Annotated in this window: 20 protein-coding genes; 15 read left to right on the top strand and 5 right to left on the bottom strand. The window is 41.1% G+C overall.

Annotated features, from left to right (window positions below):
* Position 1: 1 nt before the first annotated feature.
* Complete coding sequence (locus tag H7U17_RS01985; RefSeq protein WP_186754229.1) at positions 2 to 832, bottom strand: universal stress protein; 831 nt, start codon at positions 830 to 832, stop codon at positions 2 to 4.
* Between the two features lie 452 nt (positions 833 to 1284).
* On the opposite strand from H7U17_RS01985, the gene H7U17_RS01980 reads away from it, so the two are divergent.
* Both H7U17_RS01980 and H7U17_RS01975 read left to right on the top strand, forming a co-directional pair.
* Positions 1285 to 1626: a YciI family protein gene (locus H7U17_RS01980; RefSeq protein WP_186754227.1), complete on the top strand. Its 342-nt coding sequence runs from the start codon at positions 1285 to 1287 to the stop codon at positions 1624 to 1626.
* Between the two features lie 100 nt (positions 1627 to 1726).
* Complete coding sequence (locus H7U17_RS01975; protein WP_186754225.1) at positions 1727 to 2383, top strand: metallophosphoesterase family protein; 657 nt, start codon at positions 1727 to 1729, stop codon at positions 2381 to 2383.
* Here H7U17_RS01975 and H7U17_RS01970 read toward each other — a convergent pair.
* Both H7U17_RS01970 and gndA read right to left on the bottom strand, forming a co-directional pair.
* A complete protein-coding gene (locus H7U17_RS01970; protein WP_186754224.1) occupies positions 2355 to 3905 on the bottom strand; it encodes a Ppx/GppA phosphatase family protein in 1551 nt (516 codons plus the stop codon). The two genes, H7U17_RS01975 and H7U17_RS01970, sit on opposite strands and share 29 nt — an antisense overlap.
* Positions 3906 to 3977: 72 nt before the next feature.
* Positions 3978 to 5870, bottom strand: a complete 1893-nt coding sequence (gene gndA, locus H7U17_RS01965) for an NADP-dependent phosphogluconate dehydrogenase (RefSeq protein ID WP_186754222.1) — start codon at positions 5868 to 5870, stop codon at positions 3978 to 3980.
* A 982-nt stretch (positions 5871 to 6852) separates the two neighbouring features.
* Here gndA and H7U17_RS01960 point away from each other — a divergent pair.
* From H7U17_RS01960 to H7U17_RS01915, 10 genes are all read left to right on the top strand, one after another.
* Positions 6853 to 7926 carry a Gfo/Idh/MocA family protein gene (locus H7U17_RS01960; RefSeq protein ID WP_186754905.1) on the top strand — a complete coding sequence of 358 codons (1074 nt, stop codon included), beginning with the start codon at positions 6853 to 6855 and terminating at the stop codon, positions 7924 to 7926.
* A gap of 104 nt (positions 7927 to 8030) precedes the next feature.
* Positions 8031 to 9899 (top strand): MGH1-like glycoside hydrolase domain-containing protein, encoded by a 1869-nt coding sequence (locus tag H7U17_RS01955; protein ID WP_186754220.1) that lies wholly within the window; start codon positions 8031 to 8033, stop codon positions 9897 to 9899.
* A 178-nt stretch (positions 9900 to 10077) separates the two neighbouring features.
* Positions 10078 to 10980 (top strand): hypothetical protein, encoded by a 903-nt coding sequence (locus H7U17_RS01950; RefSeq protein ID WP_186754218.1) that lies wholly within the window; start codon positions 10078 to 10080, stop codon positions 10978 to 10980.
* Between the two features lie 147 nt (positions 10981 to 11127).
* Positions 11128 to 11568 carry a hypothetical protein gene (locus H7U17_RS01945; protein WP_186754216.1) on the top strand — a complete coding sequence of 147 codons (441 nt, stop codon included), beginning with the start codon at positions 11128 to 11130 and terminating at the stop codon, positions 11566 to 11568.
* Between the two features lie 397 nt (positions 11569 to 11965).
* Entirely contained in the window at positions 11966 to 12598 is a 633-nt protein-coding gene (locus H7U17_RS01940; protein WP_186754214.1) for an energy transducer TonB, read from the top strand.
* A gap of 153 nt (positions 12599 to 12751) precedes the next feature.
* Positions 12752 to 14590 (top strand): helix-turn-helix domain-containing protein, encoded by a 1839-nt coding sequence (locus tag H7U17_RS01935; protein WP_230981232.1) that lies wholly within the window; start codon positions 12752 to 12754, stop codon positions 14588 to 14590.
* A 121-nt stretch (positions 14591 to 14711) separates the two neighbouring features.
* The gene (locus H7U17_RS01930; RefSeq protein ID WP_186754211.1) at positions 14712 to 15362 is read left to right on the top strand and encodes a hypothetical protein; all 651 of its coding nucleotides are present in this window, start codon (positions 14712 to 14714) and stop codon (positions 15360 to 15362) included.
* Positions 15363 to 15551: 189 nt separating this feature from the next.
* Positions 15552 to 16529, top strand: a complete 978-nt coding sequence (locus H7U17_RS01925; RefSeq protein WP_186754209.1) for an NAD(P)-dependent alcohol dehydrogenase — start codon at positions 15552 to 15554, stop codon at positions 16527 to 16529.
* A 21-nt stretch (positions 16530 to 16550) separates the two neighbouring features.
* On the top strand, positions 16551 to 16718 hold the full coding sequence (locus H7U17_RS01920; RefSeq protein WP_186754939.1) for a hypothetical protein: 168 nt from the start codon (positions 16551 to 16553) through the stop codon (positions 16716 to 16718).
* 84 nt (positions 16719 to 16802) lie between these two features.
* A complete protein-coding gene (locus H7U17_RS01915; RefSeq protein ID WP_186754207.1) occupies positions 16803 to 17231 on the top strand; it encodes an MBOAT family O-acyltransferase in 429 nt (142 codons plus the stop codon).
* Between the two features lie 54 nt (positions 17232 to 17285).
* Here the strand turns inward: H7U17_RS01915 and H7U17_RS01910 are convergent, their stop codons facing one another.
* On the bottom strand, positions 17286 to 19157 hold the full coding sequence (locus H7U17_RS01910; protein WP_186754205.1) for a hypothetical protein: 1872 nt from the start codon (positions 19155 to 19157) through the stop codon (positions 17286 to 17288).
* Positions 19158 to 19495: 338 nt separating this feature from the next.
* On the opposite strand from H7U17_RS01910, the gene H7U17_RS01905 reads away from it, so the two are divergent.
* Together H7U17_RS01905 and H7U17_RS01900 are read left to right on the top strand one after the other, a co-directional pair.
* Positions 19496 to 19957: a mobile mystery protein A gene (locus H7U17_RS01905; protein ID WP_186754203.1), complete on the top strand. Its 462-nt coding sequence runs from the start codon at positions 19496 to 19498 to the stop codon at positions 19955 to 19957.
* The gene (locus H7U17_RS01900; RefSeq protein ID WP_186754201.1) at positions 19948 to 20544 is read left to right on the top strand and encodes a mobile mystery protein B; all 597 of its coding nucleotides are present in this window, start codon (positions 19948 to 19950) and stop codon (positions 20542 to 20544) included. Before H7U17_RS01905 ends, H7U17_RS01900 begins: the two co-directional genes overlap by 10 nt.
* Before the next feature lie 145 nt (positions 20545 to 20689).
* On the opposite strand, the gene H7U17_RS01895 is transcribed toward H7U17_RS01900, so the two are convergent.
* Positions 20690 to 21628, bottom strand: coding sequence for a helix-turn-helix domain-containing protein (locus H7U17_RS01895; RefSeq protein WP_186754199.1), 939 nt, complete (start codon positions 21626 to 21628; stop codon positions 20690 to 20692).
* A gap of 160 nt (positions 21629 to 21788) precedes the next feature.
* Here H7U17_RS01895 and H7U17_RS01890 point away from each other — a divergent pair, with 160 nt between their 5' ends.
* Complete coding sequence (locus tag H7U17_RS01890; RefSeq protein WP_186754197.1) at positions 21789 to 23318, top strand: aldehyde dehydrogenase family protein; 1530 nt, start codon at positions 21789 to 21791, stop codon at positions 23316 to 23318.
* Positions 23319 to 23361: the final 43 nt, after the last annotated feature.

Below are 23361 nucleotides of genomic sequence, written 5' to 3'. Positions count from 1 at the left end.
CTCAGCTGTTTAAATTGACACTTAAAATGGGTATATCTGCATGATTCACCAAATTCTCGGTTATGCTAGGCGAAATCATCTTCATAAAACCTGATTTGCCATGTGTGGCCAAGGCAATTACATCAGTGGACATGGATTCCGCAAACTTTTGAATCCCTCTTTCTTCATTAAACGCATCATAAATATTTAAGGTGCAATTTACTCCGGGACATTCCTGCAAAAAAGATTCCATACAGGCCATTGCCACATCGGTCTCCTTGAAACCAAAAGGGGTATTTACAAATAACAAATGGATTTTCGCTTTCATCAGCTTGGTAAATTCAACTATCTTCTGAAAAGGTGCGCGGACATCCTCTTCAAAACTGGAAGCAAAGATCAGATTATCCACAGCCAACTTCTTTAAGTTCTCTTTTACTACCAAAACAGGAGATTTCGAATGGCGGACCACTTTCTGAGTATTGCTGCCCAAAAGATCTTTGATACCTGAAGTTCCATGGGATCCCATTACGATAAAATCATATTTGTTTTCTGCTATTTGCCGATCTATTTCAGACCTCCCCTTATCGAACAATAGCAAAGTATCTGCTTGCAAGCCTAACTTTTCCGCTTTCGCCTGTAGGGCATTCAAATCACTTTTTGCGTGGGCTATCTGAGCTCTGATTTCCGGATAAAGATCCTCTTTCTCCAGAGGGAGCTTCACCCAGTCCACCCCAGTTGCCATGATATGCATAAAGTGAATCTCTGCATTGGCCTTTTTGGCAATTTCTAGACCTATCCTCTCTGCTGCCCGAGCACAGCCAGAAAAATCCGTTGGAATCAATATCTTTTTCATCGTTTAGCTTTTTTTGAATTCAATTTATCCACCTTCCATCCACTTTCTTTAAAAAGCCCCTACAGGCCCCCATTAAAGCCCAAGCCTTTCCTTTTTTGATAAACTTCGGCCTTCAACTTATTTTAAGTTACCATTGGGCCAGAAGAAAAAAAATGAGTTTGCTCTACCAATGAGATGATATCCATCACGATTAAAATTGATCAGAATAAACTACTCCAAATTAAACTCCTATTCCCAGCTCTAATGAGAAATGCTTAAATTGTATTATGTATATCCGCAATTGCACCAGTAAAAGTTAAAAGCGAATCGAAATGTTCGTTTTAATTTAAATATCAACTCCTTCGGTCTTCAGTCTTCAAACTCCCGACCACTTAAGCAAAGGATTTAAGGTTACTGGCATCATTGCGGATAATCAGAAATTGTATTACAGCAAACTATAAACCCTAATACTTATGAAAAACTTTATTGTACTTTACCATGCCCCTATTGACGCAATGGAACAAACCGCACAATCAAGTCCTGAAGAGCAGGCCAAAGGAATGGAGGCTTGGATGACCTGGGCAAAAAACTGTGGTGAAAAGCTGGTCGATTTGGGCGCCCCACTGACAAATGGACAAGCGCTAAGTCCAGATGGCAGCAGCTCCAACAGTAATAAGAATGTCGCCGGTTATTCTATCTTGCAGGCTGAAAATATGGAAGAAGCCAAAGCACTGCTGAAAGGTCATCCGCATCTGGGCTGGAATGCAGCATGTAGCATAGATGTTCATGAAGCCATGCCCCTACCAGGAAGCTAAATCTGAGGTATTGCTTTGTAAGAAAAATTTCCTTTATTGATTAAACCTGGCCAGAAATCAAATTCTGGCCTTATCATCTTATTCCAAGCCCTTTCTAATTATGCGATTATTTTTTATTGGCGATATCCACGGTTGCTACCATACCTTTTTGAAGATGCTAGAAAACTGGCTGCCAGAAAAAGAAATGCTTGTTCAAGTGGGCGACCTTATTGACCGGGGAAATTATTCTCCTGAAGTCATTGATTTGATCCAACAATTAGAAGTCGAGTATCCCAAAAGAATCATGTCCCTTCGTGGTAATCACGAACAAATGATGATTGATTATTTGGATAATAAGCCCTCTGGCAACAGCTGGATGTACAATGGGGGCAGCCAAACATTAAAGCAATTTAATGAGCGAAAAAAGGATTTGGAAGCAACTTTGGCCTGGATAAAAGACCGCCCTTTAATTTGGGAGAATGAGCATATCCTTGCCTCACATGCAGGTTTTTCCGATACGCCCAATCCACTTGATGTCCACCATAAAGAGGGAATACTATGGAATAGAAGCCCTTTAAAAAACATGGGCAAAACCCAAGTCATAGGCCATACCCCGCTCCAAGAGGGAAAAGCCAGGTATACCGGGGCATCAAACTCCTGGAATATTGACACGGGGGCTTACCGAGGCTTTTGTCTTACTGGAATAAAACTTAATGAGAAAGGGCAGTTTCTAGAAGAATTCAATATCCCTACATTGGCACAGGACTATCTGCTGTAATTACTACATTTTTCTTCATGGCCTTTTCAAGGACATTTCTGTGCCGCATGGATTCCCATATTTCCAAATCTGGATTTTCTTCTCCATGTAATGAAATCTTAAGCGTTTCCTCCTGAATTTCACACAACACTTTTTCTACCCACTGGTTTTTGGTTTTGTCCAATCCTATGGCGATGCGCATTATTCCCGACAAAAATCGGATCATGCGTTTTTGACCTTTGGGCAATCTTTTAAACTTTTTCTGCTTTTTCTTAGGGCCTTTTTTTCGATGGTACCTAGCCAATAAGCCCAATAATAAAATCTCTTCATTGGTAAATCCCCGCAATCGGGAATGGGCAATGATATATTGGGAATGTTTATGATACTTTGGATAACCGATAAAATGCCCCACTTCAAAAATCATACAGGCAAACTCAAGGATTTCACGGTGGGATTTATCCAATCCATGTTGTTCCTGAAGCTGGTCAAATAACTGCAATGCCAAATGGGCTACATGCTTCTTTTGTTCTACATCACTTTTGTAACGCAGGGCCAAATGGGAAACACTCCTGTGCCGCAAATCCCCCTCTGGATAGAGTAAGTTCTTTTTTCTACCCACATTACTGTCCAGATAATCCAAAATCAAACCCTCCCTAAGTGAAGCATCACAAAGCGTAATTGATTCCGCCTTGGCCATTTGAAGCAAGCGAACCAATAGCAAACTTCCCAGATGTATTGCGTCCACCCGGTTACTGCTGATCCCAGGGACTTTCTCCCTTTTCTCAGGTCCCATTTTCAATAACTTCTTGGATAGCTTTTCCAATTCCTTGGTGCTGACCACCTCCGCATTGACTGTGCTGATAGGGCTACCTTTGGAAGCCAAATGAGCCGCCTCACCTAAGGTCCTGATCGTACCGGAAGTACCAATCACCTTGGTAAATCCCTCAGCCACTACCTCCTTCATAATCTCCTCCGCAGCCAGTTGAATATGGGCTTCCAAATCCCTTATATCCTCTATATTCAAGGTATCCTTTCCTCCGGCCATATCCAATAATCGGAGTACACCGAGCTTGATGCTTTTCTTAAAGAATATATCCTCTTGATTTCCCACTGTGGCCTCGGTGCTGCCTCCACCAATATCCAATACCAATACCTTTTCTTCCCCAAATGCAATGGCACGGCGTACGGCCAAAAAGATCAGCCTTGCCTCTTCCTTGCCAGAAATCACCCTTGGTACTATTCCGGTTTCCTTGGATAATTTATCCAGAAAGGCCCCTCCATTTTTGGCCTCTCTGGTAGCACTGGTAGCAGCGGTGATGATCTCGTCCACCCCAAACTGATCTGCCAGTTGTACATACCTTTTGATTACCTCCAGCCCACGGTCAAAGGCATCCTGGGAAAGCTGGTTGGTAGCAAATACCCCAACGCCCAACTTGACCATTTCCTTCTCATCAATTAACACCTTGATATTCTGCCGGGCAGTCACCTCTGCAATGACCAAATGAATGGAATTGGTCCCAATATCTATCGCAGCTAAATTCATACTCCTTTTGGGTTATTTTTAAATTCTTAAATCAATTTGAAAGGCAAGGAAAATAGTTGCCGACCAGGGATTTTATTTCCACTCGGTATGATAAAGTAAGTCTTCCGACTCCCCTACCTTTCGGTATTTATGGGCACCAAAATAATCCCTTTGGGCCTGAATCAAATTGGCCGATGAATTGGCTGTGGTCAAGGCAAAGAAATAATTGATGGAAGCCGACATCACCGGCATGGCTATTCCAGCATTTAGTGCCGCTCCAATTACCTCGGCCAGATCTTTACTTCCTTTCTTAAAGGACTTTTCTAGCTCTGAAGCCATCAATAAACTATCCGTTTTCTTGAATACCTCCACTAATTCTTCCATCAGGGTAGACCTAATGATACAACCTTGGGTCCAGTTACGTGCAATTTCACTGAAGTCAAAATCCCATTTTTCCTTTTCCCCTACTTTCTTAATCAAGCTAAAACCAATTTCATGGGTAATCAACCTGGTCATATCATAAGCTCCTTTCAGGGCACTGAGGGTTTTTTCCTTGTCAATAGCGGTATACTCCCGGGGAAACCTCTGGGCAAGGACCATTCTTTTTTCCTTGAGGGAGGAGATCACCCTGGTAGTTACAGCTGCAGTCAATGGCGCATAGGGCACACCATATTTGGAAGCCGTGCCCACTGACCAGCCACCTGTTCCTTTTTGTTCAGCTTGGTCAAGGATCTTATCCAAAAGTAATTCACCATCCTCTTTATAGGCCAATATATCCATGCTGATGTCCAGCAAATAACTGCCAGAACCCGATTTGCTCCAAGCCTTCCAGTTTTTGATAATTTCTTCCGGCTCCATCTCCAAACCATATCTCATCAAAGCATAAAGCTCCGCCAAGGCCTGCATTTCTCCATATTCAATGCTATTATGGACCATTTTCACAAAATGCCCTGCTCCATCAGGCCCCACATAATGCATACAGGGTTTTCCATCCTTATCTTTTGCGGCAATCTTAGTTAAAAATGGCGCTATCAATTCAAAGCCCTCTTTTGATCCCCCAGGCATAAGTGCAGGACCTTTTCGTGCCCCTTCTTGACCTCCAGAAATCCCCATGGGAACATAATGTATCCCTTGGCTGGCCAAATAACTCACCCTTTTATTGCTGTCCTCAAAAAAGGAATTTCCGCCATCAATAATGACATCCCCTTTGTCCACCACTCGCAATAAACGAGCTATCTGCTGATCAATGATCTGTCCAGCGGGGATCATCATCATTATCTTTCTGGGCTGGGCCAGGGATTCAACAAATTCATCCAACTTATCAAAAGGAAGAATTCCCGAAACCTCTGGATGGGCATCTACAAATTTCTTGGCTACATCCTCCTCCACTCCTTCCAAGGTCCGGTTGTATACAGAGATTTTTACTTTTTGCTCTGCCAGGTTGAGGGCAAGGCTGCTGCCCATTACTCCCATACCAATAATACCAAAGGAGGATACCGCCTTCTTATTCTCTAATTTGCTCATAATGTCTTTTACTATTTTTTCAGGTGTTTGTGTAATGTCAACTGATTGGGCATAGCGGGGAATTTCCAAGGTTTCCAGTTGGGACTCAAGCAAGCCAGTAGGCATATAATGACCTTGACGGCTTTCCATTCGCTCCTCGATTAAGCTGGCTTGGCCCTTTAGAAAAAACCAATCTACCAAGGTGCCATATTGTACCAAAATGCTTCTGTAAGTTTCCTTTAGGGCGGAGCAGGCCAGAATCGCCCCACCTCCTTTTTCCCAGTCTGACAACTTTACAGAAAGTGTCTCCAACCAAGGTTTCCTGTCCAGATCATTGAGCGGAATTCCAGCTCGCATCTTTTGAATATTCTCATCAGGGTGAAAGTCATCAGCATCATAAAAGGGAAGCTTTAGCGATTCACTTAGCATTTTTCCAATTGTAGTCTTTCCGCTTCCGGAAACCCCCATTAACAAAATTATCATGCTTTAATTTATATAAATATTCGAGAAAAATAATAAGAAAGAAATAGTTTTCAGATGAAGATTTCAGCTATTACATATTTGACAAAATACAAGCAAAAAACTTTATGACTCCTCAATAAATAGCGCCATTAAGTGTTAAAACCTTATAGAAAAATGAAGTAAGCACTAGTCCTAAAATCAGTCTAGCAAAATGCTTTTGATACTTTGGTTCTTTATGACTTATTAATGGGTACTGATTTTTTTGTTAGATTAATCCTCCTATTATGGATCAATCCTTCCTTTGTTACTTTTTTGCTTCAGGTCAAAAAAGTAACCCAACCTGCCTGCCGGCAGGCAGGAAACCCCGTCGCTGTGCATCTATTGGGCTAAAATAAAGCCATCCCTCATGCAGGCCAACTCCTCTTTTTAAGCTCCCATTCACTTTAAAGTGCATCATTTCGTCAAATCTACCTTTGTCGGCAGACAGGCAGGCCTGCCTTTTTGCTTACCCACTTCTTTAATTTCTTAACGCCCAATACCTGCAAGGCGGATCTACTATGAGAGTTTATTAACCCCTTGGGCTATTTAAAAACTGGTTGCTCAAAAGAATAATTGCGGGGAGGTTGATCCGCCGAGGCGGAGGCCAGCGGTGGCCTTGAGGGTAGAAGCTTTAGCTGTGTCTTGATTTTTCTTTGCTTCGTTTCTTTTCATCTAAGATAAATGCGAAGCATTCATGAAAGCCATTAAAAAACTATTCATTATGAATAAAAGAAATGAAGAGGTGCCCAAATAAGACAAACTTAAACATTAGAAAAAATGACCCTCATAGGTGAAATCAGAATATTATTTCCAACCAATAAGATTTATAAAAGCACAAAACTAGCACTGGGGTTTTATCTAAAGCAGAATTACCAGCTTGGGTGAAAACCATATTATTCAACTAAATCTCCCGGATTTACTATATTTGAAATTTTAGAAACAAAGAATAAAACGATTTATAATGATGCATCATCCTTTAAGAATTTTGGTGGTAGGCTGTGGCAATATGGGCGCCTCCCATGCCCAAGCGTATCACCAACTGGACGGATTCGAGATTTGTGGCCTGGTAGCCAGAGGTAACAGTAATCAGGAACTCAATGAGAAAATGGGTACAGACTACCCTTTATTCTCCGACTATTTTGAGGCTTTGAGCATTACAAAACCAGATGCAGTATGTATTGCCACTTATCCTGACACCCATGAGGAATATGCTTTAAAGGCCCTGGAAGCAGGCTGCCATATTTTTATAGAAAAGCCCTTGGCAGATACTGTTGCCGGTTCTGAGAGGATAGTGGAAGCAGCCAAAGAAGCCAATAAAAAAGTGGTCGTAGGTTATATCCTTAGGCATCATCCTTCCTGGATGAAGTTTACGGAGATCGCCCAAGGATTGGGACAGCCTCTGGTGATGCGTATGAACCTCAATCAGCAAAGCCATGGCCGCATGTGGGATGTGCATAGAAACCTGATGAAAAGCCTTAGCCCCATCGTGGACTGCGGCGTGCATTATATAGATGTGATGTGCCAGATGACCGGCTCCAAACCTGTTAGGGTATCGGCCATTGGCGCTAGGCTGACCGATGATATCCCTGAGGACAATTATAATTACGGACAATTACAGATCACCTTTGAAAATGGCTCGGTAGGCTGGTATGAAGCTGGCTGGGGGCCTATGGTCAGCGAAACGGCCTTTTTTGTGAAAGATGTTTTTGGGCCTAAGGGATCGGCCTCTATCGTGGCCAAGGAAGCCAGTGGGGCAGGCAAATCTGATTCCGTGGATGACCATACCAAAACCGAATCCATCCGCATCCACCATGCTACCATTGATGCCAATAATGAATTTGTAAAAAAGGACGAATGGGTAGAAATGAAAGATGAACCCGGCCACCAGGAACTTTGCGACCGTGAGCAGGCCTACTTCCTCAAGGCCATCCAAGAGGATATAGACCTGGCCTCCCATCTGGAGGATGCCGTCAATAGCCTAAAGGTAGCCTTTGCCTGTGATGAATCCGTAAAGACGGGCAAGATGGTGGAATTATAATATGACCTAATTAGCATTAAAAAGTACTTGCCTAAAAGTCCCTGTCATAGACATTCCTTTGGTTTACACACAGATTGCATATTATTTACACGAAGATATTAATTATGATATTTCATTTTTCAAAAGCTAGAACCCAATATTACCCTGTGCTATCGCTGTTACTTATAATTTGCACCATCATTAGCTGTAATCAAGCAGAACCGGATTATACAGCCGAACTAAATCGCCTAAAGCGTGAAGCTAAAGATTCATTATTGAATGATATAGTGGAGTTTAACGCATACAAAGACAGGCCTGAATCTGACGGTCCTTATAATAGCAGCAACAACAGTACGTTTCTGCAGGACAATATCCCCTTATTTATATCTTCTGATAAAGAATTTACTGAAGTCTACAATTACCGTTGGTGGATGATTTCTAAACACCTACGTTCATGGAAAGACCCTGAGGAAAACAAGGACTATTGGGTCTTCACAGAATTCTTTGGATGGCCGGCCCATGGCAGTGTTAGCGGAGCGATATCTTGTCCGGCTGGACATCAATTTTATGACCTGCGTTGGTTAAGAGATCCACAATATATGGAATCCTATATCGACTTTTATATGAAGGGATACGCTTCAAAACATGACCAACGTGAAGGACCTAATTTTCATAGCTACATTAAACGACCAGAAAGCCATCATTTTTCTAGTTGGATGATAGATGGTACAGAAGCATTTCTAAAAGTTCATCCTGATAATGCTTGGCGTGATGCTTTGCTTCCTTATTTGGAAAAACACCAACAAGTATGGGATGAAAAATTCATGGTCCACAAAGAAGGTGCAAAAACAAATGGCCTATATAAGGTTCTTGATCTGTATGATGGTATGGAGTTTACTATTTCAGCAACCATGCCCCTTATAGAAAGTGATGGTCCCTATGCTATTTACACGGAACAAGATTGGAAGAAATATTATCTGGGATGGAACACCATTGGAAACCTCCAAGGTGCTGAACACACAAAAGCTAATCCCAAAGCTTTTGCCCATGGCTACCCTTTGCTATACTTAGTTCGCCCATCCATCAACAGCTATTATTATGCAAACCTACGCTCTTTGAGTAATCTTTATGGTTTAAAAGCCGATGAATCCGGTCAACAATCAGATCGTTTAAAAAGCGAAACCTACCTAAATAGAGCAGACTCATTGCAGCAAAAAGCGCTATCAGTACTTTGGGATGAAAAGGGACAGTTTTTCTATTCGTATACAGCTGCCGATAATGCTTATGGGGTCAAGGACAAACTATCAAGGGTAAGAGAGTCTGTAGGCTATACACCTTGGTATTTTAATATGGTTCCCAAAGATGATAAAAAATATGACGTTGCTTGGGAAATGCTCTCTTCCCAAAATGGATTTTACAATGAAAAGGGAATGACCACTGCCGAAATGCAGCATCCATTGTACAATGAAGAAGCCTATGCCTGGAACGGAAGAGGCTGGCCTTTTCAAAATTCCGTGGTAAATAAAGCTTATGCCAACTACCTGAAAAACTACAAAAAGGAAATCACCGAATCCGACAAAGAACTTCTCTATGACTTAATAAAAAAACTGGTTGATATGCATGGAGAGGAGCGAAATATAGGGGAATGGTACATCCCCAGCAATGGGGAACAATTTGGAGGAGTCAAAGATTATTTCCATTCCACTTTCCCTGATATGTTGATTGCAGATTTACTAGGCTTTAAAGCCACGCACAAAGATGAATTTTCTCTGCAAACACTTCTACCAAATGACAAATGGGATTACTTTTATTTGGGCAATATCAGGTATCACGGCCACGATATTGATATTATTTGGAAAAAGGACTGGAGTCCTGATATTGAAGGTGACCAAAGTAAACTCTGTATTTGGGTTGACCATCGATTGGTATCAAAAAGCAATTCATTAAGTGAAAAGGTTATAATTAGCCTAGATGAAGTAGGAAAAGGCAATTAATCTGATTTAAGTGGGCTATCTTCTATTGTTAAAATCATAATTTAGTTGGGCCTTAAAAGAGAACAAAGCACCATAAAAGCCTTCAGAACGCTGTGCCATTCTTAGTGAGCCGCACTTTATTCCTGTATATTGAGAATATATAGTTAATTTAGTTAACTATATAAGCAGGTTTGAAAAAATGAAAACCCTAAATATCAGGAGCACCATATTAGGAACAGTTCTGTTTTTCCTCTCTTCCTTTGCATTTGCACACCCAACAGGAAATATGGTTACTATGGGTGAGAACGTGCTATGGTCGTATATCAACCCAATAAATGACCGAAACCATTATGCCTGCGTAATGATCTGGACAAAAGGTTCTCAACCAAAAGTATTTATTCAGTCCAAGTATGCAGCAAGCGACTATATGCTTTATAATAAGCAAAATAAAATCTACCTTATAGAAAGGAAGTATTTGCAAGCTTCAGACGAATTTCAAGTAAGGGTTTTAAAATCTACCAACGGTAAAGAACCAATGGTTATATGGAATTGGTTTAAAGACGATTACAGGATTGGGGAAGGTGGATTTTTTATGCTTTCTGATAATCAAATGGTATTTGGAAAATACCCTAAAGTATATAGCTTGAAAAAAGGAGAACAACCAACAAAGTATTTCGAATTTGAACATCCCATAAAAAGAATTCGAGCAGTTGAGCGTAACAAAATCCTTTTATTGGGCGATAACTTTTGCTATTTGGTACAACAAAACGGAACCATCCTCAAAAAATGGGATGAACTAATTGACCACAAGGTGGAAAATGCACCAATGAATCGAAATCAAGTATTTGACGCAGATTATGCTAATGGAGAGCTACTGATTTCTTATTGGGGCAGAAGGTCTTTTGACTTAATCAATGCCGGTGGAAAACGTCAAACCATTCTTCAACAAACCGAGCCTTTAACACCTCATTGGGTAGCATTCTGGAATAAGGAGAAATTGCTATTTTCATCCAAGTTGATTTTCGATGGAAGCACCCCAAAACCTCACTTAAGCCTACTAAACGAACAAAATAAGCAGAGAGTAATTTGGTATACACCATAAAACCAATGGAAGCAAATACATTAAATCAACTAATCGGTAAATGGATAGTGAAGTACCTTGAAATCCCACACTGCGCATAGCAAGACCGTTTTGTGAAATTTTGAGGTGAACAAGAAAGTAATCTAATAATTAAGTGCTCAAAGACAAATGCCATATCCTATTTCAATAAAGAAAAAAGCAAAGATAAACCTTGAGAATTCAATCAAATATGAAGACATAATAAATGGTTTATCCAAAGACCTAATTAAATCGGGAAATGAAATTGAGATAATAGGCAACAAAATTAGAATAGTCAGTGGACCTGAGTTCAGCGCAAAGACAAGCTTTAAAGAATTCAATAAAGGTCATATTGACTTGGATAAAACAGACAATAAAGTGAAAGTATCTATAAAAATTTACTTGATAGAACACTTGATAGCTTTCTTTATAGTATTTGCCATGGCGACATATGGCCTTATTGAAAAAGGATATGAATCGGCAATATTAAAAGTTGCTTTACTTCTATTGATGGCAAGTTTTGTATTTTGCTATCTCATGCCTCTAATGACATTGAACTCATATATTAAAAAATTAACAAATAGGACATAAAAAAGGCCCCCCACTAGGTGTAGTCTGTGACTACACCTTCCTATCCATGGAATTTGCAATTCCCCGTTTATGAAGAGTCATGAATGGACAAAGCCAATCCATTATAACTGACTGATAGTACGATGGTACGTATCTTCAGAAAAAATGCTTACCCTCCACTGTTGCTTGTGAACATCAATTCCAATGAATATCTTAGGTGAAGTTTCCGTTTCCATGATTGATAGGTTTTGGTTCTTAATCTAAAACGAACAGGTTATATCATGGGAACTAAAAATAATAGCGGTTTAATCGCTAAAACGAAAGTAAGTAAAAATAAAAAAGGTCTGTGTTTAACTGAAAAGTTAGTGTGTGAAAATCCGCTACTATTCTTATACGTTACCGTTGTGGTGCATTTAAAATGAAACGAAATATATCTATCATAGTATTAATTTTTGCCGGATTAACTGCTTTTGGACAGTCCGAATGCAAGAAAGCGGAAGTAAAGGCTAAGAAGGATTACAAAGAGGGTAATTACTTTTTCCATTCTTTAGAATTTCTTCCGACTGAAAACACGTATCTATTTGTTCTTCGAGAAGAATACAATGTGCAATGGAGATTTATCGACCAAGACTCTTTGAACTACTACAATTGCTATGATTCGACTTTGACGGATTTACTGAAGAAAAAATATGGAGTTGACTTTTTGAAAAAAGCAACCGCAAAAGCAGACAGTTTAGAAAACACAGATAATTGGAGAATTGAGCCTGAATTTCCAGGGGGCACGATTGCGATGTTAAAATTTATCAATGATAGATTAAAAATTGAAGGTGAAGATTTGGGTGATAGAATTCAAACGAAAATATTTATTCAGTTCGCGATTATGGAAGATGGAGAAATATCGGACATAAAAATAATGAGAGGAATTAGTGAAAAAGTAGATAGTAAAGTTGTCCAAATTTTCGAAGAAATGCCAAATTGGAAACCTGCTTACCTTTATGGAAAACCAATTAAACAGCGATATACATATCCAATTAATATTGAACTAAAATAAAAAACGACACCACAGTCGAGTAGGTAAAGGGGATTTCCACCCCTAAACCTCTCACAGAACCGTACGTGAACCTCTCGATTCATACAGCTCTTATTATCCAGTCGGTTGATAACACATTTCAATCATCAAACCTTATTACTAATTTGGCTTTGTTTGTTTCAAAATAAAAGACGATCATCAGGCAAGCATAAAATGAATCCTACTCCCCATTTATCTGACAAAACTATTGCAGTGCTTCCTTTCGTAAACATGAGTGCGAGTGAGGAGAACGAGTATTTTAGTGATGGTATTACGGAGGAGATCATAAATGCCTTGGCCAAGATAGATGGACTTAAGGTCACTTCCCGAACTTCCACATTTCATTTCAAGGGAAAAAACATTAGGATACCCGAAATAGGCAAGCAATTGGGCGTTTCCACTTTGCTTGAAGGCAGTGTTCGGCTGGCTGGAAATTCCATGCGCATCACAGCGCAGTTGATAGATGCAGCTGAGGATTTCCACTTTTGGTCAGAAACCTGGGACAGAAAACTCGATAATATCTTTGAAGTGCAGGACGAGATCAGCTTGCTCATTGCCGAGCGATTACGTGAGCATTTTGGACACTTTGAAATCCAGGAACACCTGGTTGATATAAAGACCAAAAGTGTAGAAGCATACCAACTCTATCTCAAAGGTCGGCAGACCTTCAATAAATGGAACCCAGAAGATGTAAGACAGTCAATTATATTTTACCAGCAGGCCCTGGAAATTGACCCTAACCATGCTGAGGCGCTGATCGGTTTGGCAGATGCCCACAGTTTTTTGGCCACCGTTGCTTCCATTCCATTCGAAGAGGGATGGGGCAAATGTGCGGAACTGACAAAGAAAGCATTGGAGATAAACGAGAATTTACCGGAAGCCTACTACCAACTGGCCAACCTGGCTTTCTTCATCCATTGTAACTACCGTGAAGCATTTGAACATGCAAGCAAGGCGGTGAGCCTGAACCCAAACCATGTAGAATCCCAGCAATTTATGGCATTTCTCTACACCCTGGCGGGAAAGAAGTCCAAAGCCCGAGCCCATTTGGATAATGCATTGAGCATTGATCCACTTTCACAGGAAACGCAATTCTTCAGTGGCTATGTCGAGTATATGACAGAAAACTACACCAAGTCCTTAAAACAATTGGACGCTTGCCTAGAAGTCAACCCCATGAATATTCCGGTTCATGCTGTAAAAACGCTCTGTCTATTGAAATTGGGTCGATATGAAGAGGCTGTCAATTACTTTGATGCGCTGCCTCCAGAAATAGTAGTTCCTGGTGAAAAAGCAGGCAGCCAGGCAATAGGCTATGCGCTGATGGAAGATAATGCCAATGCGAAAAGAACTGAGGAAACCTTGATAACACTGGCCAATGGAGATGATGGTTTTACCGCTGACTCCTATCTCTTCTTACTGGCTGGGGCAATGAATAGAAATGAGGAGGCATTTGCCTGGGTGGAAGCTGCTATAAAAAAGGGTTCTCCGCTCTTATTGCTTCGATATGCTGATCCGCTTGTAAGCCCTATAAAGAAGGACCCTCGTTATACCGAATTTCATCATCAACTCTTTCCGCAAGACCTCTTTGATATAAATAATGAAGCGGGCAAAAAGAGTGCATTGTTGGATGAGGAAACGGCAGCAGCTTACAAAGCAAGGTTGATACAAGTCTTCAATACAGAAAGACCACATTTACAACCGGACCTTTCCTTGCGATCACTATCCGCTCAAATCGGCATACATGCCAACCAACTTTCATGGCTGCTGAACAATGGCTTTGGAAAGAACTTCAACGAGTTTGTCAATCACTACCGAGTAGAAGAATTCAAGCAACTGGCCCTCAATCCTGAAAATGCCCATCTTACCATTATGGCCATTGCCTACGACTGCGGTTTCAACTCCAAAACCGTTTTCAACACTTATTTTAAGAAGGAAACCGGTCTTACCCCAAAGCAATTTTTGAAGAAGTAAAGCCATGGATTTTTCCTTTTTTGGTTCGGATATGTAATTACAAACATCCACTTGAGATTACGAACATTTTTAGTCCCTTGAACCTCCACCTTTGCTCTCGTAATCTTAAAACATAATTATTATGAAAAACATATTTGCAATTCTATTATTTTCTTGCACGCTTAGTGCTATTGCTCAAACTAACTCTTCGGAGAGTAATGAAACTGAAGTAGCACATAAGTGGCGGGTAAGTATACCTTATTTTGTTCCTGAAGGACTTATCGGAGATTCCTGGAATGACCATACTAGTACACAACACTTAGAGCTTCATATAAAACGCAACCTAGATAATAAGAACATCCTAGGAGTGAAGCTTGCCTCCTGGAGATTGTTTCAACCAATGGGAATCACATGGTGGGATGGTCTTTTAGATAAGATAGAGACAGAAAGTGAATATTATCCAGGTCATGTGCGAGCAACAGGAATAGGTATAACGTACCAACGTATGCTATGGAAAGGATTATTTGCAACTGTTGAGGTTCTACCGCAATTTCAAACCTATACGGATCTAGACGGTGAAAAAATTGGAAATGGTTTTAAAGTTTATACTTCGTATCATTTGGGCTACCATATCGCATTTGGTAAGAAAAAGCATTTTTTCATAGAACCACAGGTTAATTGTATGCTCTGGACCTCTGATAACAATGCCCCTGATGGATTTAAGCAGTTGGACGATAAATGGAGAAACTACTTTCTTTTTGAGCCACAGATTTACTTAGGGTGGAATTTTTAAACTTAGTCTGACAAGTCAGGATTCACAATTCTTGGCTTGTCAGGCTATTGAAGTTAAAGAAGCATAACATAATTTAAATACTTTTTTAGTTCCGATTTATAATTCCGAACACACACTTGAGCATCCGAACCCTGATGCAAAACCAAAGTGGCAACTTAGCATCATCATCTTGAAAAAAACACATCAATTATGAGAGCTATTATCACAACAGGCTACGGATCTCCAGAAATTTTCAAAATAGGTAAGGTAGCCAAGCTAACAGCAAAACCTAATGAGCTATTGATTAAAATCCATGCCTCTTCAGTGACCAAAGCTGATACCATGATGCGAACTGGGAAACCCTATATTGGTCGCTTGATGATCGGACTTACCAAGCCGAAAAAACCCATCTGGGGAACAGGTTTCGCAGGTATTGTTGAATCCGTGGGCTCAGAAGTCACTCAATTCAAAGTGGGCGATAAGGTTTTTGGTGAGAACATCGCTAGCATGGGGACTTATGCAGAATTTGTTACTGTACCCGAAGATGGAATTGTCGCCCATATACCCAAAAACCTTGGTTATGAAGAAGCTGCTTGCCTCTGTGATGGCGGTATCACTTCGCTCAATTTCCTCTGTGTCCTGGGCAATATCAAATCAGGCCAGAAAGTATTGATCAATGGGGCTTCAGGATCACTGGGAACAGCAGCTGTCCAAATTGCCAAATACTTTGGAGCGGAGGTTACCGGAGTATGCAGCAGCAAAAACATCGACTTGGTAAAAGAATTGGGGGCTGATCATGTGATTGATTATAGCAAGGAGGATTTCACTACGAATGCCAATACTTATGATATTATTTACGATACTGTAGGCAAGCGTTCATTTGCAGAGTGTCGAAATGCTTTGACTGAGCATGGTGTATATGCATCTCCTGTACTGGGTATGCCCTTATTGAGTGATATGATGTTTACTGCTGTTTTTGGCAAAAAGAAGGCGAAGTTCTCGGCAACTGGTGCCCTTCCCCAAAAAAAGATCAAGCGCCTACTTAAGTTTCTGATTGAGATCATTGAGTCGGGAAAACTCAGGTTGGTTATCGACAGAACCTACCCATTAGAACAGCTAGCTGATGCGCATCAATATATAGATAAAGGGCATAAGAAGGGCAATGTGGTATTAATGCCACTTATATAGGCCAAACCATAATCATAAACCATGAAAAAGAAAGAAATGAATTATATAGGCACAGGAATCATTATCGGAACAGGAATTGGCGCGGCAATAGGTCTGGCAATGGACAATATCGCCATTGGTGTGTCTATTGGAGTTGCTATCGGAGCCGCTATTGGATATACCCTTCAAAACAAAAAGGAAAAAACCTGAAGTCACTAGGAACACAAATTGTTAGACCTTATTTATATTCACTTATTGCAATCAATTCCACACAGCATATTAAAACGGCTTAGTATGAACTTATCTGACTATATAAAGAAAAGAAATGGGGTACCAATGGGGGCAGATAATTCACTTCGAAATATGCTGCATCGCTCTTTGGGAGCAGGAAAGTTTTCTACGTTTTGGAAATACTGGAACCCTATTTGGAGTTACTTTTTGGGAAAGTATATTTTCCAGCCCATTAAGCAATTTTTGCCCGCTGCCTTCTCTCTGATCTTCACCTTTGCAGTCTCTGGATTTTTACATGACTTGGTAATAATGATCATAAAGAGGGAGTTTACCCTGCTACTAACTCCTTGGTTTTTATTAATGGGCCTTTGTGTGGTTTTAGGTGACTATGCGAAAATTGATTATTCAAAATCCCCATGGATAGCACGCGCTGCGATCAATATATTAATCATTTCAAGCTGCTTGTATATTGCTTATCAAATAAGGTTATAATTGAAAAAACCAACATTAAATAGCTGCTGAAATATACTGGACCGGATTACCCCATCAATTAAGATAATGCCTCCAATGAAACACCAGCCTCATGCCTAAATACCAGATCTCACTGAGCTCTACACGACTAGCTGATTCGGGAGCAATGGTCTTTTCCCTATGGGGTATGTCCACGCCCATTGAGAATTGAAGCTTTAAGGTGGCACTTTGGGTATTGGAGAAAGTTCTGGTGGGTTGGTACTCTAGAAATGGGAAGTCCCATTTGGTAGACCTATAGCCGACCAAAAAGGCCTGACTGAAATCTCTGTCAGGGATAACAAGAGATTCCCGAATTCTACGTATTCCGTAAAAGGATAGCCCCACTTCCCGCCCCAATACGAACTGGAAGCGACCGATAGGGGTCGATATTCCCGATTGCCAGGGAATCAGACCTCCATTGCCCGCCGTAACGGCCATCCCCTGAAAGGTCTGGGGAGCCATCCAGGAAAGAAAGGGGGCTGCAAGGATCAGATCACCGGGAATAAGCCAAAAAGGCATGCGTAGCCTTAGGTTATAGGCCGATCTGCCAGGGATCGTAGCGGTTACCGAGCTACCCTGATAGGTTAAACTTGGATCCACAAACTGGCTGGTAGTCGGTGAATCCTGCCGCCAACCCAATTGGATAAAAGCCAGCCCATCCCCAGCCTTGTTCATCACACCATCCAGTCCAAGCCCAAAAATCAGGTTAGCTTCAATACTACCAATCAAGGCCTTTTCATGCTGATATGGACTGAATCCCCCTCTCAAACCTGCGGTCTCCAAGGATGATGATGCTCCGATAAAGGGACCCAACTCGGTACGAAAACGAGCCAGTTGTCCCAAGCCTTCAGAAAGCCCAGGCATGGGCGTGCTCATTAACACCTCGTTCAGTAATCCCATATCAAAGGCCATATTGGGCATTTCATTATTTGAGCAAACATCAAAAGTGTCCGGTATAATTTCTTGGGCATCTGAAGGCAAAGCTACTTCACTTGTTTCCTGCAGCATTACTGTACAAAACTGCTCTAAACTTCTTTGAACGGCTTTTGCTGCGACCGAAGCATCCACAGGACGCATATAAGCATCCCCGGTAAGCACAAAGCGCTCATTATCCCAGGTCTCCACCTCCAGCCCGGCCTCATTATAGTGATCGTGGGTGCCTTTACGTTGGGCGGCATTCCCCCAAGTACCGGCTACATGTCCTGCAGCATAAACATCCTGTATAAAGTGGAGTGCAAAGGCCTCATTGGCCAAGGCTGCCAATAGGATCGCTGAGCGTTGTTCCTGTGAGAGGTTTGTCGCCTTTGACTGAACAACTCTTTCCAAGGCTTTGGTATGGTAATAGGCATAAGAACCTAAGGCATTTAGCGGAGCTCCTTCTTTAAGACATTCCCTGAAATAATCTTCCACAGTCTTATCTACCTCGGTCCTTGCCAGAAGAAAGTGAACATTATTGGATCCTGCACGTGTGGCATATTCCATATCCGCGCGTTGTAGTCTTATATCGGAATTTCGGATCGCATTTAAGGTCTGATCCGCTCGTTTGGCCTTTGCAAGATCCTTGCTTAATCTTGCAGCAATATGGTCCACCTCCAAAATCCAATCACTGTCAAGAATAATATTTACCATTTGCTCTGGGGAACAACTATGGTCTCCGGCAATAGCTGGCCAGGATGCAAGATCGAGGGTTTCCGAATCCAAACCATGTCTAGGGTCTACGATGGAAACAGATAGCCTGTTTTCATGGCCTATCCGAATCTGTGTCCATATGGCCTCAAGGACCCTTCGGTGCTCAGGACTTAATTGCTGGATCGCCAGTACAGCGATTTGCCTATGCTCAGGATAGACCCAAGCATTGCTGGGCAATGAAAATATCAAAAGCACCATACAGATCAGCCAGCGTACCATAAAAAAAGTTGAGGAGGATTACCATTAAAGATAATAAATCCGGGGCTAATCTCTAAAAGTTAAATAAACTGACTGTAACGCAGTTAAATAATTTCAATAAGACACTCATTTACAATGGCTTTAATGAAAAACAAGTTCACTTTATTCCTCTGTATTGAGAATGGTTAGTTTAGTTAACTATATAATTAAGTTGGCTTTAATTTCAAAAACATACTAAAAGTAAACTCATTTATTTACTTTTAGTATGTTTTGTCAATTTTTATATTTACTTTTTTATATATTTTTAAACTAATATATTTACATTTAATTCATTATGTAAACATATAAATTTACAAATAATGAGAAATAAACGAAAACTTTTAATTGAGCAACTGGACCAAAAACTACAACCATTCTCTGAATCCAGAAAGGTATTGGTCCCAGAACGTGGATGGATAAATACAATTCGGACCACACTCAATATGACTCTGGCCCAACTTGGGACCAAATTAAATATAACGAGACAAGGTGTAAAGAGAATTGAGGAAAGTGAAGCTAATGGAACAATAACGCTCAATTCTCTGAAAGATGTAGCAAATGCAATGGACTTGAAGTTGGTATATGCACTGGTCCCAACAAATGGAACCATCAATGATTTAATACAAATGAAAGCAGAAAAACTGGCCCAAAAGATAGTGTTACGGACCAATCAAAATATGAAATTAGAAGACCAAGGAATAGCAGATGAAAAGATAGCCGAAATCATTAAAGAGCTTGCTGATGAAATAAAACGAGAGATGAGAAAGTCATTATGGGATTAGAATTCGAATATAAAAACGGTCAAACACCCTTAGACGAAGAAGAAAAAGAAGGTCTTAAAATAAAGTCTATTACTACTCAAGGAGAACTGGATGAGTTTGAGCAATTGAATATCGAGAAAGCTGTTGAATGGACTATTCATACAAAATTAAAGCCTGAAAATATTCTAACCGAAAAGTTTATTAAGAACTTGCACAAACGCATGTATGGTGAAGTATGGAAATGGGCAGGTAAATTTAGGCAAACCGAAAAAAACATTGGAGTTCCGTGGATACAAATCGGAATTGAATTAAAGAATCTACTTGACGACACAAAGTATTGGATTGAAAATAAAACCTATTCACCTGAAGAGATTGCTATTAGATTTAAACACCGAATAGTATCTATTCATTGTTTCCCAAATGGAAATGGAAGGCATTCGAGAATGATGGCGGACATAATTATCGAATCAATATTTGATAAAGAAATATTCTCGTGGCATCAATCAAATATGGTCAAAGCGAACGAAATAAGGAAAGAGTATATTGACGCATTAAAAAAAGCTGATAATGGAAAAATTGAACCTTTAATAAAATTTGCAAAAAACTAAAGACAACAACCTGTCCAAAGAAAGGGAAGCTTTCATCCCGTACCAGACATATTGCACAAAGTCAGCATTGAAAAACGTAAAACGACAATTAGAAAATCAATGAAACGGACGACTGAAGAAGAAGGGCTACCTTATAACACGGGTTTTATTCTTCTCTAAGCCTTTTTCCTACCAACTCCCTTTCCTTCCATTCTGTAGGGGACAAGCCTTCAAATTGCTTGAAGACCCTGGAAAAATAATTCACACTGCTAAAGCCACTTTCAAAACAGGCCTCTGTGATATTGCTGCCCTTCCATAGGATTTGCTTCTTGGCCAGCTCCAGCCTCTCCCTATTGACAAACCTTACAGGGGTTTCTCCCAATTCCCTTTGAAAGGCCCTGAAAAACTGAGCGCGAGATAGACAAGCCTGACTGGCCAATCCATTTATATCCAAGTTTTGCTGTAGATTTTGGCGGATAAAGCGGACCACATGGGCCAAGCGGTTTCTGGTACTGAGCTTATCGACATTTTGAAGAAGATAATGCCTGGCCTGCGTTTGCATCAAACTGGCGATCAACTCACGCGTGGTATTAGAGGCCTTCATTTGCTTTCCAAAGCCATTGTCCACCATCACCCTGATCAGGCTATTGAGATTTTCCTGAACCAGTTGATTGTTCATCAGCAAAAAATTATCCTTACTCCAGCTCCACTTTTCCTCATCCACTTTTGGGAAGTGTTCATTCAGCCAAGCCATGGTTTCCTGCACAAATCCCTCACTGATCTCCAAGGCCAAGCATTGGGTGGGATCATTATGGGTCGCCTCAGGAAAATCAATATACATCAGTTCAGAAGCAGGCATTACGATGGATTGTCCAGGCAAAAATTCAAAACCATCCTGTGATTTCAGGTGCATGATTTTCTTGCCCTGAATCATACTTACGATAACAGGATTATCAAACTGGAGATCAAAACTATGGGCCAACCTGCTGGTTTCATACACATTCAACACGGCATGGTCTGCCTGATGGGCAGTCCTATGCTCCACTTCAGATTTTGGCGTGCTAAAGATTTTGTATTTCTCCTTTAAATTAATGGCATCCAGCATTTTAAACTCTTCAATTATTCTCCAATAAATTAGTCAAAAAGGGACGATCATCCAAAGCTTTACGCAAAATGAGATTATTGTGCTAATCAATGAAACTATCCTGAAAAACTTTTCATTGATTCTTTCACAAATTAGCTGCTGTACAAAAACCCAAAATGATATGACGACTATCACACAAGAAAGGCCAGCTACTCAGTTGGCGCGACCAGAATTTAAACCCCACTATGACAATTTCATCGGCGGCAAATTTGTGGCCCCGGTGGGAGGAGAATATTTTGAAGTCATCAGCCCCGTAGATGGGAAAGCATTCACCAAAGTGGCAAGGAGCAAGGCTGCCGATATTGAATTGGCCTTGGATGCAGCCCATAAAGCTTTTCCAAAATGGAGCACTTCCTCAGCAACAGAAAGGAGCAATGTCATGCTCAAGATTGCTGATAGAATAGAAAATAAACTGGAATATCTAGCAGCCGTAGAAACCATTGATAATGGTAAACCAGTGAGAGAGACCATCAATGCTGACTTAGCGTTGGTGGTCGATCATTTTAGGTACTTTGCAGGTGTGATCAGGGCGGAAGAAGGTTCTGTGGCGGAATTGGACGCCTTCACGGTATCAATGAATGTAAAAGAACCCTTGGGAGTCGTAGGCCAGATCATTCCATGGAATTTTCCCCTATTGATGGCCACTTGGAAAATTGCTCCGGCCATGGCAGCAGGCTGCTGCACTGTCGTTAAACCTGCCGAGCAAACCCCGGCCTCCATTATGGTCCTCATGGAATTGATCGGCGACTTGATCCCTGAAGGTGTGGTGAATATCGTCAATGGTTTTGGCCCAGAAGCCGGTAAACCATTGGCGCAATCACCAAGGGTGGCAAAAGTAGCCTTTACCGGTGAAACTACCACAGGTAGATTGATCATGCAATATGCCTCCGAGAACCTCAATCCGGTCACCATGGAGTTGGGCGGCAAATCCCCCAATGTCTTCTTCCCATCCGTGATGGATGAAGATGATGAATTTTTGGACAAATGTATAGAAGGCGCCGTGATGTTTGCCCTCAACCAAGGGGAAGTCTGCACCTGCCCTAGCCGTATTCTCGTCCATGAAAAAATTTACGATGCCTTTATGGAGAAGGTAGTCGCTAGAGTCGAGGCTATTCAAATGGGCCATCCTTTGGACAAAAACACCATGATGGGTGCCCAAGCTTCCCAAGACCAATTTGAAAAGATCCTCAGCTATATTGATATAGGAAACCAAGAAGGTGCGGAAGTTCTTACGGGAGGCAAGGCTGCCAGCTTGAACAGCGGATTGGAAAACGGCTATTATATCCAACCTACCCTATTGAAGGGCCATAATAAAATGCGGGTATTCCAAGAAGAAATATTCGGACCGGTAAGTTCGGTTACCACTTTTAAGGATGTAGAGGAAGCCATAGAGATCTCCAATGACACCCTGTATGGCTTGGGAGCTGGTGTATGGACCAGAAATGCCCATGAAGCCTATCAGGTTCCCAGAGCAATCAAGGCCGGTAGGGTTTGGGTCAACTGCTATCATGCCTATCCGGCACATGCACCATTTGGAGGCTATAAAAAATCGGGATTTGGTAGGGAAACTCACCTGATGATGCTTAACCATTATCGCCAGAACAAGAATATGCTGATCTCTTATGATAAAAATAAACTAGGATTCTTCTAGGAGTATTGTTTGGGTAATAAGGGAGCTGAGTCGATGCAGCTCC

Source organism: Echinicola salinicaeni, assembly GCF_014280965.1.
GTDB lineage: Bacteria > Bacteroidota > Bacteroidia > Cytophagales > Cyclobacteriaceae > Echinicola > Echinicola salinicaeni.
Note: the sequence above shows the minus strand (reverse complement) of the source record. Positions and strands in the feature narration are given on the sequence as shown.

What these genes read in the sequence shown, in the direction of transcription:
- H7U17_RS01985 (WP_186754229.1), bottom strand. Translation starts at nt 832, where the DNA reads ATGAAAAAGATATTGATTCCAACGGATTTTTCTGGCTGTGCTCGGGCA.
- H7U17_RS01980 (WP_186754227.1), top strand. Translation starts at nt 1,285, where the DNA reads ATGAAAAACTTTATTGTACTTTACCATGCCCCTATTGACGCAATGGAA.
- H7U17_RS01975 (WP_186754225.1), top strand. Translation starts at nt 1,727, where the DNA reads ATGCGATTATTTTTTATTGGCGATATCCACGGTTGCTACCATACCTTT.
- H7U17_RS01970 (WP_186754224.1), bottom strand. Translation starts at nt 3,905, where the DNA reads ATGAATTTAGCTGCGATAGATATTGGGACCAATTCCATTCATTTGGTC.
- gndA (WP_186754222.1), bottom strand. Translation starts at nt 5,870, where the DNA reads ATGATAATTTTGTTAATGGGGGTTTCCGGAAGCGGAAAGACTACAATT.
- H7U17_RS01960 (WP_186754905.1), top strand. Translation starts at nt 6,853, where the DNA reads ATGCATCATCCTTTAAGAATTTTGGTGGTAGGCTGTGGCAATATGGGC.
- H7U17_RS01955 (WP_186754220.1), top strand. Translation starts at nt 8,031, where the DNA reads ATGATATTTCATTTTTCAAAAGCTAGAACCCAATATTACCCTGTGCTA.
- H7U17_RS01950 (WP_186754218.1), top strand. Translation starts at nt 10,078, where the DNA reads ATGAAAACCCTAAATATCAGGAGCACCATATTAGGAACAGTTCTGTTT.
- H7U17_RS01945 (WP_186754216.1), top strand. Translation starts at nt 11,128, where the DNA reads ATGCCATATCCTATTTCAATAAAGAAAAAAGCAAAGATAAACCTTGAG.
- H7U17_RS01940 (WP_186754214.1), top strand. Translation starts at nt 11,966, where the DNA reads ATGAAACGAAATATATCTATCATAGTATTAATTTTTGCCGGATTAACT.
- H7U17_RS01930 (WP_186754211.1), top strand. Translation starts at nt 14,712, where the DNA reads ATGAAAAACATATTTGCAATTCTATTATTTTCTTGCACGCTTAGTGCT.
- H7U17_RS01925 (WP_186754209.1), top strand. Translation starts at nt 15,552, where the DNA reads ATGAGAGCTATTATCACAACAGGCTACGGATCTCCAGAAATTTTCAAA.
- H7U17_RS01920 (WP_186754939.1), top strand. Translation starts at nt 16,551, where the DNA reads ATGAAAAAGAAAGAAATGAATTATATAGGCACAGGAATCATTATCGGA.
- H7U17_RS01915 (WP_186754207.1), top strand. Translation starts at nt 16,803, where the DNA reads ATGAACTTATCTGACTATATAAAGAAAAGAAATGGGGTACCAATGGGG.
- H7U17_RS01910 (WP_186754205.1), bottom strand. Translation starts at nt 19,157, where the DNA reads ATGGTACGCTGGCTGATCTGTATGGTGCTTTTGATATTTTCATTGCCC.
- H7U17_RS01905 (WP_186754203.1), top strand. Translation starts at nt 19,496, where the DNA reads ATGAGAAATAAACGAAAACTTTTAATTGAGCAACTGGACCAAAAACTA.
- H7U17_RS01900 (WP_186754201.1), top strand. Translation starts at nt 19,948, where the DNA reads ATGGGATTAGAATTCGAATATAAAAACGGTCAAACACCCTTAGACGAA.
- H7U17_RS01895 (WP_186754199.1), bottom strand. Translation starts at nt 21,628, where the DNA reads ATGCTGGATGCCATTAATTTAAAGGAGAAATACAAAATCTTTAGCACG.
- H7U17_RS01890 (WP_186754197.1), top strand. Translation starts at nt 21,789, where the DNA reads ATGACGACTATCACACAAGAAAGGCCAGCTACTCAGTTGGCGCGACCA.